This is a genomic window from Consotaella aegiceratis, assembly GCF_036541425.1.
Taxonomy (GTDB): Bacteria; Pseudomonadota; Alphaproteobacteria; order Rhizobiales; family Rhizobiaceae; genus Consotaella; species Consotaella aegiceratis.
Map to the genome: position 1 here is coordinate 1 of NZ_JAZHFT010000008.1, position 16,165 is coordinate 16,165.

Genomic DNA, 16,165 nt, shown 5'->3' on the forward strand with positions numbered 1-16,165 from the left:
GCTCAGCCGGACATATCGCTCGTCAACATCCCAGAACCCCGGCTGCCCGCGCATCTATGCCTCCTGATCCCGTCGAGACCGATGGAATCATGAAACGCCCAGCCACGCGAGGTTTTTCGAGGTGTCCAACTTCCTGGCGCTCGACCCGGACGGCCACCGGCTGCGCGTCTATGCCGTTTCCAATGGCTGAGAGGCCGCACGCCTGGATCGCCGTGGCCTCGGCGGAGCACGTGCGCCGAGGCCGCCAGGACGGCTTCATGCAGGTCAACCACGGCAAGGCCGCGCCGTTGAAGCGCATCCGGCCGGGCGACACGGTGATCTACTATTCGTCAACGACCCGACTGGGCGAGGCCGACGGCCTGCAATCCTTCACGGCGATCGGGACGGTGCGCGACGGCGAACCCTATCAAGGCGTCATGGGCCCGGGGTTCACGCCCTGGCGCCGCGACGTCGACTGGCAGGACGCCCGCGAAGTGCCGATCCGGCCCCTGCTCGCGACGTTGCATTTCACCGCGGGGCGGACGAACTGGGGTTACCAGCTGCGCTTCGGCCTGTTCGAAATCGGCAAGGACGACGCCCGGATCATTCGGACCGCCATGACGGTAGCATGAGTGGCGTATGAACGGCAGCCGGCGGAGGGGAATTTCCTAATTCGCCGGCTTGCCGGGCGCGGCCTTCAGTACCGTGTCGAGCGCCGGCTCCAGTCCGTCTCGAAGCGCGTCGGGGCTGAAGGGGCCGGTCTGCTTCCACGCGATGGTGCCGTCGGGCGTGACCAGGAAGGTCTCCGGCACGCCGTAGACGCCCCAGTCGATGGTCGTGGCGCCCTTCTCGTCGACGCCGATCGCGCTGTAGGGATTGCCGAGATCCTGGAGGAAGCCGCGCGCGTTCTCGGGCTTGTCCTTGTAGTTGATGCCGACCAGCGTGAAACGGTCGTCGCGCGCCAGCTGCAGAAGGAGCGGATGCTCGATGCGGCAGGGCACGCACCAGGACGCGAAGACGTTGACCAGCACCGGCTTGCCTTCGGCGAGCAGGGCCGGAAGATCCAGCCCCTTCACCGGCCCGCCATCCGGCGAGACGATGCCGGTCAAGGCCGGCAGCACGGTTTCCGGCGCCGGCTTGCCGATCAGCACCGAGGGCACCTCGCGCGGGTCGCGCCCCGCTACCAGCTGGTAGAAGAACACGACGCACAGCGCCGCGAAGACGATCAGCGGCAGCGCCACCCAGATGCGGGAGCGGCGCGGCCGGGTCTCGTCCGTCTCGGGCGCCTCGTCGGTGGCAGCCTCGCTCACGCCGGCCGCCCCTGCTTGGTGTGACGATCCGAGCGGCGGCGGATGCCGCGCGCCTCCAGCGCCTTCAGTTCGGAACGCCGGGCGCGCGCGTCGAGCGCGATCCACAGGCCGAGCCCCAGAAGCGACAGGGCCGAGATGGCGTAGGCCGCGGTGATGAAGGCGAAATATTCGTTCTGCATGTCGATCACCCGGCTCGCGTCATGCGCCGCTGCGGGCCGACAGGCGCGACAGCGCCCTCACCCGCCGACGCAGGATTTCCGTGCGCATCGCCGTCAGATGCAGGGCGAAGAAGAGCAGCGTAAAGCCCACCGCGCAGACCAGCAGCGGCACCAGGAAGGCGGCCGGCATGGCCGGGCCGTCCAGCCGCATGACGCTGGCGGGCTGATGCAGCGTGTTCCACCAGTCGACGGAAAACTTGATGATGGGAATATTGACGAAGCCGACCAGCACGAGCACGGCGGCCGCCCGCGCCGAACGGCCGGGATCTTCCAACGCCCGGGTCAGCGCGATCAGCCCGAGATACATCAAGAACAGCAGGAAGACCGAGGTCAGCCGGGCATCCCACACCCACCAGGTGCCCCACATCGGCCGGCCCCAGATCGATCCGGTCAGCAGGCACAGGAAGGTGAAGACGGCGCCGATCGGCGCGGCCGCCTTGACCGAAACGTCGGCGAGCGGATGGCGCCAGACCAGCGTGCCGAGCGCCGAAATGCTCATGATCGTCCAGGTCATCATGGCGATCCACGCGAACGGCACGTGGATGAACATGATCTTGACCGTAGTGCCCTGCTGATAGTCGGCCGGCGCGGTCAGGCCGAGAGCGAGGCCGACCACCAGGACGAGCGCGGCCGTGCCGTAGATCCAGGGCTGGATCGCCCCGGACAGCTGCAGGAACCGCGTCGGATTGGCAAGCGCCGCGAAACGCGACTGAGAGGAGGAGGCAGCAATTTCGCTCATGCCGGCCACACTAGAATTGTTCTCAAGCGACGGCAAACCCCTCTCATGATTTGAGGGGCCGGGCCTTGTTCCATGTCAACGAGGCCGTGCCGTCAAGTGTCGCGGGTCTTTGCGACGATGAAGAGGCGGGGAAAGGCCAAAAGCACGCTGTCGTCGGCGCGCACGCCATAGGCCTCGGCGAGCCGGGCCTGATAGGCGGCCAGAAAATCGAGCGTCTCGTCGCCCGACAACGGCTCCAGGAAGGGCCGAAGCCCCGTCGCCTTGAGCCAGGAGACGATGGCCGCCGGCCCGTCCATGCGGTGCTGGTAGGTGGTCTGCCAGATGTCGACGCTCTCGGCGCGCGGGATCAAAAGATCGTAATAGGCGCCCGCCGAAAGCAGGCGCGTGCGGCTTGCCGCCGCCTGCGCCAGCTTGTCCGCCCACGGGCCGTCGGCGGCCGTCTCGCGCATCAGGGCGTGCGACGGTTCGTCCAGATTGTTCGGCATCTGCACCGCCAGCACGCCGCCCGGCGCGAGGCGCTCCATCAGGCGCGGAAACAAGGTTTCGTGATCGGGCAGCCATTGCAGGACGGCATTGGCGAACAGGAGATCGGGCGGCGTCTCCGGCTCGAAGCTCGCGACGTCGCCCTCGACGAAACGACAGGCAGGCAGCCGCTCGCGCGCCGCCTCCAGCATCGCCGGCGAGGTGTCGACGCCGGTAATCTCGGCGCCGGCAAACCGCTCGGCGATCAGCTCCGTCGAATTCCCCGGCCCGCAGCCGAGATCGACCGCCGTGCGGCAATCGGCCAGCGGCACGCGGGCGAGCAGTTCGCGCGCCGGGCGCGTCCGCTCGTCGGCAAAGCGGAGGTAGAGATCGGCGTTCCAGTCGGGCATGGGGGTTCTTCCTGGTAGATGATAATGCGTCGTTCGCGGAACCCCTCCGAATTGAAGACAAGCAATTCTTTCAAAATCGGTCACTAGACTTGCCGAAAAGATCGAAAGAGCCTTGCGGATGCGCACGCTCTTACACCTATAGCCCGTATGCCCACTGGACGAGTTCACGAATGCGAAGCTTGCCAAAAAAAAAAATTCTATCTAAAATTGTTTTACCTACATGAATCAAACTCATATACAACTCTAGATATAAGGTCGGCGTCGATGAAAAAGATCACGAGATTGGTCTCGTTGGCTATAGGCTCGGTTGTACTTGCTGACCCGCTTGCGGCGTGGGCGCAAGTGTCAGTTCCCTATCGAGGTGTAAATGGAACCGTCGCCTGTCAAGCAGACACGAACGCGGTCCGCCTAGATGCCGGGGAGCCCTTGGACGACAAAAACAGCTGGCCGACCGACTGCGTGAACTGCATCAGTCATGCGCTCATGGTCACAGACCCAAGCGTCGTTGGCGAAATGATCCAGGGCAAAGAGCCCGAACCTCCCGCAGATGCTGCTTGGTCACTTCGTCATCTCCTCACGCCTATTGGCGGATTTCGTGGTCCTGGTTCGGCAATTGCCGACATCCTCGGCAGCATGGTTGTCGATCAGAAAATTCACGGGGATACCGTTGAACGTCGTCCCGAGATTGAGAATCAGATTATCGACCCCTGGCTTGCCGCGGTAGGCGTTGATAAATTTCCTTCTCTTGTCGAGATTCTAAATTCTACCGGCGACCATGCGGATTCGGCATGGAACTCAGCACCGTTTAAGCTAATCGCAATCGGCTACCGACCAGATCTTGTACTTCGCGATTTTCTTCAGAATAATGTTCTTTCTGGTGGAGAGGGACGATTCATATTCCAAGCAATCAGCACAGAATTTACATTTCTTCCTTTCACAATAATACTTGAATATCATCTTCCTGCCTCGAACATCGACGGTGTAACGAAGTGGGCGACTAGCTACGAAGAGCTTCGCTTAATGAACTTCGGCGCAAACTACAATCAGGCGCTTGCCTCCATAACGCGCGACTTCACTGACCGCGACGTCGACCACGGGACTCCTAACAATGTCTCGATTGGCCAGATACGAACGAACGAGCTTCTCGCACCACCTAGCTCGGACCATCAGTGGGAACTTAGGGAGTTTCGCCTCTCCCATGACGGAACTCTGATTCCATCTACCGTCAAGATGACGCCACCGCTGGAGCTCAACGATCCGGCGCAGCAGGAAGAGCTAATCTCGTTCTTGAGAAGTGATGAATTCCGTCGCTCGTTTCCGAGCACTACAATCCCGTGGGTTTTGAATGGAAAGCCATTCCTAGCAGGCAGCGCGATTGTGCCAGGGGCCTTCGTTACTCCCGCTGGGCAGAAAGTGAACACGTGGCTCTCAGATGCCGATATAGAAGAAGAACTGCGCCACCGTTTCGCTGCTAGCACCTGCAATGGATGTCATGGGGGTGACTCGATTCGCACGATCGAGCCAGTAGAGGTGCTGAACCCTAATGGCTTCTATCAAGTTGGTTTCACCCATATTGATGCGCGCCCAGACCGGCCCTTTAATGTGTCGGGTGCAATGTTCTCAGAGTTTCTTTGTAAGGCGGACCTAGTCGCTCGCGTACAGGCAATGACGGTGTTCAAGTCGCCCACAAGCACCAAGGCACTCTTTGCAGCGCTTCCAGCGCGGCGTCTTTCAAGCGAAACGTTCGCCGAGGTCAAGAGCCAAACGTCACTTGCTGCCGAACAAGCGATGGCTCTTGCTGAATTGATGGCGGGTCGCCTGACCGACAGAAGCATCGCATTGCCCCAGACGTTCGGCGCCTCCCCAGAAACTAGTTCAACAGTTTCGCCGAGCATTGTAGACGACGGCATTACGGTGTTGCTGCGCAACATCAACCGTGCTCACTGACTCGCCACATACGCGGGCGGTTCAAACCATACACCGAGCGACCGCCCTCAATCCCCACTCGCCCTGAGCGCCGCCGCTGCAGCGATTGGGCCTAGCGCTCCGAAGAACAGCGTCAGGGCGACGAGGATCATGAAGGGGGGGAGGAAGGGGTCGGGGTCGTTGACCGCGCCGTAGGTCGCCGAGACGCCGAAGATCAGGACGGGGATCGCGAGCGGCAGCACCAGCACGGAAACGAGCAGGCCGCCGCGCGGCAGGGCGACGGCGACGGCGGCGCCGACCGCGCCGATCAGCGTGATCGCCGGCGTGCCGACGACGAGCGTCGCCATCACCGCACCGATAGCGGTGGGATCGAGCGCCAGGAACAGGCCGAGCAGCGGCGCGGCGACCACCAGCGGCAGGCCGCTCGCCACCCAGTGGGCGGCGCATTTCGCCAGAATCACCAGAGGCAGCGGCGTCGGGCCCATCAGCAGGAGGTCGAGCGTGCCGTCCTCGCGATCGGCCTGAAACAGCCGGTCGAGGGTGAGCAGCGCGGCGAGCAGCGCGCCGATCCACAGAATCGCCGGGCCGATACGCGCCAACAGGTTGAGATCGGGGCCGATGCCGAAGGGAATGGTGGCGACGACGGCGAGAAAGAAGATGACGCCGGTCATGGCGCCGGAGGAAAAGGCGAGCTTCAGGTCGCGGGCAAAGGTCGCGATCACCCCCAGCCCTCCGCCGCCGCGAGGTCCGCTTCCGAAAAGGCCTCGGAGAGGGGCTCGTCCTCGCGCTCCAGGTGAAGCGTCCGGGCGCCCTCCAGGCCAAGCGCATGGTGCGTGGCGGCGATCACCAGGCCGCCGGCCGCCCGATGCGCGGTGACGAGGTCGGCGAAGCGGGCCTGCGAGGCGACGTCGAGCGCCGAGGTCGGCTCGTCGAGGATCCACAAGGGCCGCTCGACCGCGATCAGCCGCGCCATCGCGGCCCGGCGCTGCTGGCCGGCTGACAGATAGGCGAACGGAATGTCGACCACATGGCCGAGATCGACCGCCGCCAGCGCCTCGTCCACCGGCCGCGTAACGCCGCCAAAGAAGCGCTGCCAGAAGGCGAGATTGGCCCCGACCGACATCGTCGCCTTCATGGCGTTGCGATGGCCCAGATAGTGGGCGATGTCGGCCACGCGCTCGGCCGGCTCGCCGTCGGCGGCGCGCGCGCCATCGACGAAGACGCGGCCGCCCATGGCGGGCAGCAGCCCGGCGATGGTGCGCAGGAGCGTGGATTTTCCGACGCCGTTCGGGCCGGTGATGACCAGCGCCTCGCCGGACCGAAGCACGAAATCCTGAGGGGGCACGATGGTCTCGCCGCCCCGGCCGGCCGACAGTCCGGCCGCGGTCACGGTGATCAAAAAGCCAATCTCCTCAGGCTGCGGTGGGGAAATTTGGGGTTCGCATCCGTGGCGTTTGCCAATCTTTATCCGGAACCTCAAGGGTGGGCTTTATAGCGATTACAAACTTACCTATAACCACCGCAACCACACCAGCGACCGGCGTGGGCACTCAGCGCCGATCTTGTGACGCCTGCCTTGATCCATGTCATCAGTGGGGACGGGGCGGTCGTCAGGGCGGACAGGCGGAAATGGTCGTACCCGCTTTCCTTGCGCGCCATCCGGTGCAGCAGGCGTTCGCCCTTCGGACTAAACCTGGTTCGGGAAGGAACGAAACCGCGTGGCACAGAAACTCGATACATTCAAAAGCCGCAAAACGCTGTCCGTGAATGGCAAGGACTACGTCTATTACGACCTGAAGGAAGCCGAAAAGAACGGGCTGGAAGGGGCCTCGCGCCTGCCCTTCTCGATGAAGGTGCTTCTGGAGAACCTGCTTCGCAACGAAGACGACCGCACCGTCAAGGCCGACGACATCCGCGCCGTGGCCGGATGGCTGAACGACAAGGGTTCGGCGGGCTACGAGATCGCCTACCGGCCGGCCCGCGTCCTGATGCAGGACTTCACCGGCGTGCCGGCGGTCGTCGATCTCGCGGCCATGCGCGATGCCACGAGCGCGCTCGGCGCCGATCCCAAGCGCGTCAATCCGCTGGTGCCGGTCGATCTCGTCATCGACCACTCGGTGATGGTCGACTATTTCGGCCAGAAGGACTCATTTTCCAAGAACGTCGACGCCGAATACGGCCGCAACGGCGAGCGCTACACCTTCCTGCGCTGGGGCCAGGAGGCCTTCGAAAACTTCCGGGTCGTGCCCCCCGGGACTGGCATCTGCCATCAGGTGAACCTGGAATATCTGGCCCAGACGGTGTGGACCAGGGACGAGGGCGGCGAGACGATCGCCTATCCCGACACGCTGGTGGGCACCGATTCGCACACCACCATGGTCAACGGCCTGTCGGTGCTCGGCTGGGGCGTCGGCGGCATCGAAGCCGAAGCCGCGATGCTCGGCCAGCCGATCTCCATGCTGATTCCCGAGGTGATCGGCTTCCGCCTGGACGGCAAGCTGCCCGAGGGCACGACGGCGACCGACCTGGTGCTCACCGTCACCCAGATGCTGCGCAAGAAGGGCGTCGTCGGCAAGTTCGTCGAGTTCTTCGGCCCCGGCCTCTCCAACCTCAGCCTCGAAGACCAGGCGACGATCGCCAACATGGCGCCGGAATATGGCGCGACCTGCGGCTTCTTCCCGATCGACAAGGACACCATCGCCTATCTGGAGGCGACCGGCCGCGACAAGGACCGCATCGCGCTGGTGGAGGCCTATGCTAAGGCGCAGGGCATGTTCCGCGAGGACGGCACGCCCGATCCGGTGTTCACCGACACGCTGGAACTCGACCTGGCGACCGTCGTCCCCTCGCTCGCCGGCCCGAAGCGGCCGCAGGACCGCGTGGCGCTGACCGATGCCGCCAGCGCCTTCAAGACCGCCATCGGCGAGATCGTCGGCCCCGCCAAGAAGGAAGCGGTGGACGCGGCCGTCGCGGCCAAGACGCGCGTTCCCGTCGAAGGAGCGGACCACGGCCTCGCCCATGGCGACGTAGTGATCGCCGCGATCACCTCGTGCACCAACACCTCTAACCCGAACGTGCTGGTGGCTGCCGGCCTGCTCGCCCGCAAGGCGCATGAGAAGGGTCTCAAGGTGAAGCCCTGGGTGAAGACCTCGCTGGCGCCCGGAAGCCAGGTGGTGACGGAGTATCTCGAGAAGGCGGGCCTGCAGCCCGATCTCGACGCGCTCGGCTTCAACCTCGTCGGCTACGGCTGCACCACCTGCATCGGCAATTCGGGGCCGTTGCCCGAGCCGATCTCGGAAGCCGTCAACGAGAACGATCTCGTCGTCTGCTCGGTGCTCTCGGGCAACCGCAACTTCGAGGGCCGCGTCAATCCGGACGTGCGGGCGAACTATCTCGCCTCCCCGCCCCTGGTCGTCGCGTACGCGCTCGCCGGCTCGATGTTCAAGGACATCACGACCGAGCCGCTCGGCCAGGACCAGGCCGGCAACGACGTCTATCTGAAGGACATCTGGCCGACGACCAAGGAGGTCGCCGACATCGTGCGTGCCACGGTCACCCGCGACATGTTCGAGAGCCGCTACGGCGACGTCTTCAAGGGCGACGAGAACTGGCAGCAGATCCAGGTCTCCGGCGGGCTCACCTACGACTGGGACGACCGCTCGACCTACGTGCAGAACCCGCCCTATTTCGAGGGCATGGGACAGGAGCCGGAGCCGATCACCGACATCAAGGGCGCGCGCATCCTGGGCCTGTTCCTCGACTCGATCACCACCGACCACATCTCGCCCGCCGGATCGATCAAGGCGGCGAGCCCGGCCGGCGAATATCTGGTCAGCCATCAGGTGCGGCCGGTGGACTTCAACTCCTACGGCTCGCGGCGCGGCAACCATCAGGTGATGATGCGCGGCACCTTCGCCAACATCCGCATCAAGAACCAGATGGTGCCGGGCATCGAGGGCGGCGTCACCGTGCACCAGCCGAGCGGCGTCGAGATGCCGATCTACGACGCGGCGATGAAGTACAAGGAAGAGGGCGTGCCGCTGGTGATCTTCGCCGGCAAGGAATACGGCACCGGCTCCTCGCGCGACTGGGCGGCCAAAGGCACCGTGCTCCTGGGCGTCAAGGCGGTGATCGCCGAATCCTTCGAGCGCATCCACCGCTCCAACCTCGTCGGCATGGGCGTCGTCCCCTTCCTCTTCGCCGAAAAGGGCACGACCTGGCAGAGCCTCGGGCTGAAGGGCGACGAGATCGTCACCATCGAGGGCCTGGCCGACATCCAGCCGCGCCAGACCCTGGACGCGAAGATCGAGAAGTCGGACGGCACGGTGCTCACCGTTCCGCTCTACTGCCGGATCGATACGCTGGACGAGCTCGAATACTACAAGAACGGCGGCATCCTGCACTACGTGCTGCGGCGTCTTGCCGCCTAAGGCTCATGCAATGCCGGTCTTTCGGCCGGCCTCGCAACGGCGCCGCGGGCAACCTGCTCGCGGCGCCGTCGCGCGATTGTCATCCGATGGCGGGGCCGTCTCACCCGCAATTGACTCGCTCGTAAGATCCGCCGTGCTATGGGTGCTGCCAGAATAATTCGTCTGGCAAAGCTGTTGAGCGAAGTGCCAGCCCGCCGTCCGGACATTAAGCCGGAGCGGAGGACCCACCGGAGGACTTCACGTGCGAGTCATCGCCGCCTTCCTGATGACGGCCACCGTGCTTTTGTCCCTTCCCCGCATCGCTGAGGCACAGGCTGGCTCGGACAGCAGCGAGATCACCGGCGTCGTCGAACTCTTCACCAGCCAGGGCTGCTCGTCCTGTCCGCCGGCCGAAGCCGTTCTCACCGAACTGGCCCGGCAACCGAACCTGGTGACGCTCGCCTATCACGTGGACTACTGGGATTATATCGGCTGGCGCGACACCTTCGGTTCGCCGCAGGCCACGGAGCGCCAGCGGGACTATGCCAAGGCGTTCGGCGGCGGCACGGTCTATACGCCGCAGGCCGTGGTCAACGGCCGCCGCCAGGTGGTCGGGTCGCGGCGGCATCAGATCGATGCGGCGCTGGCCGCGACAGGGCTCCAGTCCGATGCGATCGACGCCCAGATCCGGCTTCAGAGGATCGACGGCCACCTTCACATCCGTGCCGACGCCGACCCCTCGCTTCGGGGCCAGACCACGGTGCTGATCCTCGCCACCTACGACGAGCAGAAGCAGATCGCCGTCCGGCACGGCGAGAACGCCGGCCGCACGCTGATCAACACGCATCCCGTACGGGATTGGCAGGTGGTCGGCATGTGGGCGGGCAAGCCGCTGGAGGTGGATATTCCGATCGCCTCGCTGACCGACGAGCCGGAGGGCCGCACCGGCTGCGCTGCGCTTCTTCAAGTGGTGACCGACAAAGGCGCCCCGGGCGCCATCCTGGCTGCCGCCACATTGACGCTCGAATAGCGGCTAGACTGTCGGAAACCAGCGGTGCGCATAAACGTCGCGGCAGCCTTCCGTAAAGCTTTTGCGACAAACTTTCTTTCGTGCGACCATGCGCCCAGGATGGAAACATAAAGAAGGAAACGGACCGGTGGACGATTTCTGGCCAGAGCGCGAGCGCACCAGCGCGGTTGTCGAATTCCCGCTGGTGCGCGCTTCTCCTCCGGTGCCGCTGGTGTCGTTCGATCGACGCGAATTGTCCGAAATATTGCGGGTCTACGGCCAGATGGTCGCTGCCGGCGAATGGCGCGACTACGCCATCGACACGCTGAAGGACCGCGCGGTCTTCTCGATCTTCCGCCGGACCAGCGAGATGCCGCTCTATCGGATCGAGAAGAATCCGAAGCTCGCCCGCAAGCAGGGCGCCTTCTCGGTGATTGCGGCGAGCGGCCAGATCCTCAAGCGCGGCCATGATCTGAAAGCCGTGCTTGGCGTCTTCGACCGGCATCTGAAGGTGGTGGAGTCGAACTGAGCGAATTCGGACGCGCGGGTGGATGACGCCGTCTGGAATGGCTCCCGGCTCAAGGCCGGGAGGGCGGCGTGGAGTTTTCACTGCCGCACCAAGGCCTGTCCTTGTACGGTCTGCCAATGGCTTTGCGTCTTCCCTCAGCCCTTGAATAGCGTTCCGGGATAGACGCTCTCGTCCGGATCGGTCGTCGCGCCCGGCCCGAGCGCCAGCTGCATCAGCACCGTGTCGAGCCAACGCCCATGCTTGAACCCGGATGCCTTGAAGACGCCGATGTGCTCGAAACCGGCCCGCTCGTGCAGGCGGATGGACGGAAAGTGGTCGGAGCCCCCGATGACCGCGATCATCTGGCGAAACCCGTTCTCCCGACAGAGCTCGAGCAGACGGTCGAGCAGCAGCCCGCCGAGCCCGCGGCCCTGCGCCGCAGGCGCGAGATAGACGGAATCTTCGACCGACCAGCGATAGGCCGGCCGCGTGCGAAACGGCCCGGCATAGGCATAGCCCAGCACGCCCCCCTCGGCGTCGACGGCGACGATATAGGGATAACCGTCGGCGATGAGGCCCTCGAAGCGGCGCCGCATTTCCGCTTCGTCGGGCGGCGTCAGTTCGTAGGATGCCGTGCCATGGAGGACGGCCTCGCGGTAGATCGCAGTGATGGCGGGAATGTCGGCCGGCGAGGCGGGGCGAAGGGTGGCGGCGGTCATTGGGTTCGGTCTGACGAAAAGATGACGATCGATCCTGCTTGCCAAACCGCGAACCAAAAGAAAAGGGCGGCCCGAAGACCGCCCTGAAATGACCCCGTTCAATGTGAGCCCTAGTTCCGGTTGCCGAAGAGCTGCAGCAGGAACATGAACATGTTGATGAAGTCGAGGTAGAGCCTGAGCGCGCCCATGATGGCCTTGCGGCCCATCACAGCCGATCCGTCGCCCTCGTAATACATTTCCTTGATCTGCTGGGTGTCGTAGGCGGTGAGGCCGGCGAACACCAGAACGCCGATCACCGAGATGGCGAAGGCGATGGCGCCCGAGCCGATGAAGATGTTGATGATCGAGGCGATAATGATGCCGATCACGCCCATGAACAGGAACGAGCCCATGCCCGACAGATCTCGGCGCGTCGTATAGCCGTAGAGCGAAAGAGCGCCGAAGCCGGCAGCCGTGGCAAAGAACGTCTGGACGATGGAGTCGGGCGTAAAGATGATGAAGATCGTCGACAACGACAATCCAACCAGCGCGGCGTAGGCCCAGAACGTGGTGCGGGCTGCCGAAACGCTCATCTTGTGGACGCGGAACGACAGGAAGAAAACGACGGCCAACGGCGCCAGCATCAGAACCCACTGCAGCGGCGAACCGTAAACGGCGGCACCGACGGAGGTCAGATAGGTGTTCTTGATTTGAGCCACGGCCTGACTCGGGTCGCTCGTCGTCGCCACCGAGAATAGGCCATAGGCCGCCACACCGGTGATCGCCAGACCGGCGGCCATCAGGTTGTAGACCTTGAGCATGTAGGAACGGAGGCCCTGGTCGATCGAGGCATCCGCCCTGGCACCGGCAGCGGGCACGCTGCGCGCGCCGTAATTCCGATAGTCAGCCATCTTTGAACACTTCCCTTTCTGCGTGTCCCGTCGGGTGTCGGCCTGCCGAACGCAAGATGCGTCGAGCGGGGCCGAGGCGCCGCTGGCGGGACGCCCAGCTAGCCTGCCAGCAATATGCGGATTTCGGCGTTCCGTTACAAGTGCGTGGTCATGCCGCAAAGGGCTGAAAACCGGGCGATCTCGGTTAAATCTTCGTCATTAACCATGGTGGTCGTAGGCTGCCTCACGTTCGAGCGCGCCTTGTCAGGACGGCTTACAATTCGCGCAGCACGGGCGCGGCCTTCTGTCCGAGCACCCGCCATGTGCCGGCCAGACCGAAGCCGACGGTGAGCACCAGCGAAATCACCAGCGTCGTCAGCGCCACCGTCCAGTCAAAGCGATAGGGAAGCTGCATGATCTGCGCGACGACGAACCACGCCGACAGCGCGCCGGCGGCAATCGCGAAGACGGCGGTGGCGGCGCCCAGCAGCATATACTCCGTCGTATAGGCCCGGATCAGCGTCATGCGCGTGGCGCCGAGCGTCTTCAGGACCACGGCATCGTGGATGCGTCCCCGTGTTCCCGCAGCCAGGGCGCCGGACAGCACCAGTACCGATGCGACCAGAGCGACGGCTGCCGCCGCCCGGATGGCCAGCGCCAGCTGCGCGATCAGCCCGTTGACGGCATCGAGCGCGTCCTTCACCCGAACCGTGGTCACGGCTGGAAAGGCGTTGGTGATGCCGTTCAAGATCGCCTTTTCGTCGGTCGCCGAGCCGTCGGGCAGGCTGAGCGTCGCGAGCCATGCATGCGGCGCGCCGGCAAAGGTGTTGGGCGAGAACACCATGACGAAGTTGATCGACAGGCTTTCCCATTCCACCGCCCGGAAATTGGCAATCCGCGTCGTCACCTCGCGCCCGAGAACGTTGACGCTGACCGTGTCGCCGACCTTCAGACCGAGCGCCCTGCCCTCCTCGTCGGAAAACGAGACCAGCGGTTCGCCGGAATAGTCCTCCGGCCACCATTCGCCTGCCGTCAGCGTCGAATTTTCGGGGACCGTCGCGGAGTATGTGACGCCGCGATCGCCGCGCAACACCCAGGCCCCTTCGGGAGGCACCTCCATGGTGGCGACGTCTTCGCCGTTGAGCTTGGTGATGCGGCCGCGCAGCATCGGCACGGCGTCGAGATCGCCATCCGGGGCCAATTGGGCGACCTCGTTCTCGAAGGCGTCGACCTCGCTGCCCTGGATGTCGACGAAGAAGAAGTTGGGCGCGCGCGCGGCGATCGACGTGCCGATCTCGTGGCGCAGATCGTAATCGATGATGGCGATGGTCACCAAGAGCGTCAGCCCGAGGCCGAGCGACAGCACGATCGACGACGTCAGCGCGCCGGGGCGATGGATGTTGCCGATCGCCAGACGCAGCGGCGTCGAAGCGACGTGCGGCGCCCGACGCGCCAGCGCCTGGATGCCCCATGCGACCACTCGCAGGATCAGGAAGGCGGCAGCCGTCGCGGCGAGGAAGATCAAGGCGACCCGGCGGTCGCTGGCGATCGTCAAGGCCAGCGCGGCGACCACCAGCGCCAGGCCGAGCCCGGCAGCGAGGTAGCCCCAGCGCATACGATAGCCGCCTGAGGTGCCGGTCTCCCGAAACAGGGCCGTGGCGGCGACGTCGCGCGTGCGACCCAGCGGCAGCAGCGCGAAGGCGAGCGCCGTCAGCAGACCGAAGAGGGCCGCGAGTGCCAAAGCACCGGGATAGACGGTCGCCTCCGCCGCGACGGGAATGACGCTTTCGAGGAAACGCGCCGTGCCGAAGGGAGCCACCGCCGCAAGCACCAGGCCGATCGCGATGCCGATGGCTGCCAGAACCATAACCTGGAGGAGGTAGACGCCGACGACGAACGATCCGCCCGCGCCCAGGCTCTTGAAGGTCGCAATCACCATGCGCTTGGAATCGAGATAGGCGTTGACGGCGTTGGCGATGCCGACGCCCCCGACGATCAGAGCCGTCAGGCCGACCAGGGTCAGGAACTGCGAGAACCGCTCGATATTGCGCTGAAGCGACGGCGCGGCGCGCTCATAGCTGCGCACGCTCCAACCGGCCTCGGGAAATCGCTCGCCCGCGATCTCGGCGATGCGATCGGCATCGCCGCCCGCCCGCAGCCGGACCTTGTAGGCGTATTCCACCAGACTGCCGGGCTGGACGAGACCGCTGGCCTGCAATGCCTCGCTGGAGATCATCAGGCGCGGTGCGAAGTTGAAGCCGCCGGACAACACGTCGGGCTCGCGTTCCAGAACGCCGCGCAGTTCCAGCTCGATGCTGCCCAGCCGCACCACCGCACCCGGCTTCAGTCCCAGGCGCTCGTAGAGCTCCTCCGCCGCGACCGCGCCGAAGCGCCCATTCCGTTCGGCAAGATGATCGCCGAGCGGGCGATCGGAATCGAGATCGAGCGTCCCATAGAGGGGATAGGCGCCGTCCACCGCCTTCACCTCGGCGAGCGACTGGTCGCTGCCGTCGGCCAGCCGCACCATGGAGCGCAGCTCGACGACCTCCGTCACGTCGCCCAGCCCGTCGAGATAGGCGCGCTCCTCGGCGGATGCGGGACGCTGCTCCAGTTCGAAGCGCAGATCGCCGCCGAGTATCGCCCGGCCCTCGCGCTCGATGCCGTCGTTCATCATCGCCGAAACGGAGTTCACGGCGCCGATGGCGCCGACGCCCAGCGCAATGCAGGCCAGGAAGATGTAGAATCCCTTGAGGCCGCCGCGCATCTCGCGGATGGCGAAGCGCAACGCCAGACGCCAACGGTTCAAGCCCACCGGCCGGCCCACATGCGTGCCCGGCGCCGCCGCCGCTTCTCCGACCGCGCTCATGCAGACTGGTCCGCCAGTTCGCGGGCTGACGGCGGCGTCGGAACGGAGACGATCCGACCGGAGCGCACGGCCACTTCGCGACCGCAGCGCGACGCCAGCGAGGGATCATGGGTGACCAGAACGAGCGTCATATGGCGACGGCCCTGCTCGGCAAACAGAAGGTTGGCGACCTGCCGGCCGGTCTCCTGATCGAGATTGCCGGTGGGCTCGTCGGCGATGAGGATCGCCGGCTCCGGCGCGAGCGCTCTTGCGATCGCCACGCGCTGCTGCTCGCCGCCCGACAGCTCGCCCGGATAGTGATGGACGCGATCCTTCAGCCCGACGCTGGCCAGTTCCTGTTCGGCCCGCGCAAAGGCGTCGCCCGCGCCGGCCAGTTCGAGCGGCACGGCGACGTTTTCCAGCGCCGTCATGTTGGGGATGAGATGGAACGACTGGAAGACGATCCCCACATTGCGGCCGCGAAAGGCGGCCAATCGGTCCTCGCTCAACCCGGCAAGCGACTGGCCAGCGATCGACACCACGCCGCTGTCGGCCCGCTCCAACCCCGCGAGCACCATCAGCAACGTCGATTTGCCCGATCCGGAAGGGCCGACGATGCCGACGGATTCGCCGGCCGCCACGGTCAGGCCGATCCCCTTGAGCACGTGCACGGCGTTTCGTCCGCTGCCGAGGGTCAGATGAACGTCTTCGAGAACGATCGCCGGTTCCGACAAGGTCGAGCCTTCCTATATCGGTGAAACA

General features: G+C 64.9%; 15 protein-coding genes. 5 read left to right on the forward strand and 10 right to left on the reverse strand.

Translation table 11 applies throughout. The features are described from left to right. Positions 1-182: 182 nt before the first annotated feature. Positions 183-611: an EVE domain-containing protein gene (locus tag SMD10_RS07615; RefSeq protein ID WP_331685079.1), complete on the forward strand. Its 429-nt coding sequence runs from the start codon at positions 183-185 to the stop codon at positions 609-611. Between the two features lie 36 nt (positions 612-647). On the opposite strand, the gene SMD10_RS07620 is transcribed toward SMD10_RS07615, so the two are convergent. From SMD10_RS07620 to tam, 4 genes are all read right to left on the reverse strand, one after another. Continuing rightward, positions 648-1,289, reverse strand: a complete 642-nt coding sequence (locus SMD10_RS07620; RefSeq protein WP_331685080.1) for a DsbE family thiol:disulfide interchange protein — start codon at positions 1,287-1,289, stop codon at positions 648-650. Next, positions 1,286-1,468, reverse strand: coding sequence for a heme exporter protein CcmD (gene ccmD, locus SMD10_RS07625; RefSeq protein ID WP_331685081.1), 183 nt, complete (start codon positions 1,466-1,468; stop codon positions 1,286-1,288). Before ccmD ends, SMD10_RS07620 begins: the two co-directional genes overlap by 4 nt. A gap of 19 nt (positions 1,469-1,487) precedes the next feature. After that, a complete protein-coding gene (locus SMD10_RS07630) occupies positions 1,488-2,246 on the reverse strand; it encodes a heme ABC transporter permease (protein ID WP_331685083.1) in 759 nt (252 codons plus the stop codon). Positions 2,247-2,338: 92 nt separating this feature from the next. Beyond that, the gene (gene tam, locus SMD10_RS07635; RefSeq protein ID WP_331685084.1) at positions 2,339-3,118 is read right to left on the reverse strand and encodes a trans-aconitate 2-methyltransferase; all 780 of its coding nucleotides are present in this window, start codon (positions 3,116-3,118) and stop codon (positions 2,339-2,341) included. A 264-nt stretch (positions 3,119-3,382) separates the two neighbouring features. On the opposite strand from tam, the gene SMD10_RS07640 reads away from it, so the two are divergent. Then, a complete protein-coding gene (locus tag SMD10_RS07640; RefSeq protein WP_331685085.1) occupies positions 3,383-5,065 on the forward strand; it encodes a hypothetical protein in 1,683 nt (560 codons plus the stop codon). A 47-nt stretch (positions 5,066-5,112) separates the two neighbouring features. Here the strand turns inward: SMD10_RS07640 and ccmB are convergent, their stop codons facing one another. Together ccmB and ccmA are read right to left on the reverse strand one after the other, a co-directional pair. Then, entirely contained in the window at positions 5,113-5,766 is a 654-nt protein-coding gene (gene ccmB / locus SMD10_RS07645) for a heme exporter protein CcmB (protein WP_331685086.1), read from the reverse strand. Beyond that, complete coding sequence (gene ccmA / locus SMD10_RS07650) at positions 5,763-6,434, reverse strand: heme ABC exporter ATP-binding protein CcmA (RefSeq protein WP_331685214.1); 672 nt, start codon at positions 6,432-6,434, stop codon at positions 5,763-5,765. The genes ccmB and ccmA overlap by 4 nt, the downstream gene beginning before the upstream one ends. A gap of 328 nt (positions 6,435-6,762) precedes the next feature. On the opposite strand from ccmA, the gene acnA reads away from it, so the two are divergent. From acnA to SMD10_RS07665, 3 genes are all read left to right on the forward strand, one after another. Further along, positions 6,763-9,474: an aconitate hydratase AcnA gene (gene acnA / locus SMD10_RS07655; protein WP_331685087.1), complete on the forward strand. Its 2,712-nt coding sequence runs from the start codon at positions 6,763-6,765 to the stop codon at positions 9,472-9,474. Between the two features lie 241 nt (positions 9,475-9,715). Next, on the forward strand, positions 9,716-10,483 hold the full coding sequence (locus SMD10_RS07660; RefSeq protein WP_331685088.1) for a DUF1223 domain-containing protein: 768 nt from the start codon (positions 9,716-9,718) through the stop codon (positions 10,481-10,483). A gap of 127 nt (positions 10,484-10,610) precedes the next feature. Beyond that, positions 10,611-10,991, forward strand: a complete 381-nt coding sequence (locus SMD10_RS07665) for a DUF2794 domain-containing protein (RefSeq protein WP_432757206.1) — start codon at positions 10,611-10,613, stop codon at positions 10,989-10,991. A gap of 134 nt (positions 10,992-11,125) precedes the next feature. On the opposite strand, the gene SMD10_RS07670 is transcribed toward SMD10_RS07665, so the two are convergent. The 4 genes from SMD10_RS07670 to SMD10_RS07685 form a co-directional block, all read right to left on the reverse strand. After that, entirely contained in the window at positions 11,126-11,689 is a 564-nt protein-coding gene (locus tag SMD10_RS07670) for a GNAT family N-acetyltransferase (protein WP_331685089.1), read from the reverse strand. A gap of 110 nt (positions 11,690-11,799) precedes the next feature. Then, on the reverse strand, positions 11,800-12,579 hold the full coding sequence (locus SMD10_RS07675; RefSeq protein WP_331685090.1) for a Bax inhibitor-1/YccA family protein: 780 nt from the start codon (positions 12,577-12,579) through the stop codon (positions 11,800-11,802). A 253-nt stretch (positions 12,580-12,832) separates the two neighbouring features. Then, positions 12,833-15,424, reverse strand: coding sequence for an ABC transporter permease (locus SMD10_RS07680; protein ID WP_432757207.1), 2,592 nt, complete (start codon positions 15,422-15,424; stop codon positions 12,833-12,835). Then, positions 15,421-16,137, reverse strand: a complete 717-nt coding sequence (locus SMD10_RS07685; protein ID WP_331685091.1) for an ABC transporter ATP-binding protein — start codon at positions 16,135-16,137, stop codon at positions 15,421-15,423. The genes SMD10_RS07680 and SMD10_RS07685 overlap by 4 nt, the downstream gene beginning before the upstream one ends. Positions 16,138-16,165 lie beyond the last annotated feature (28 nt).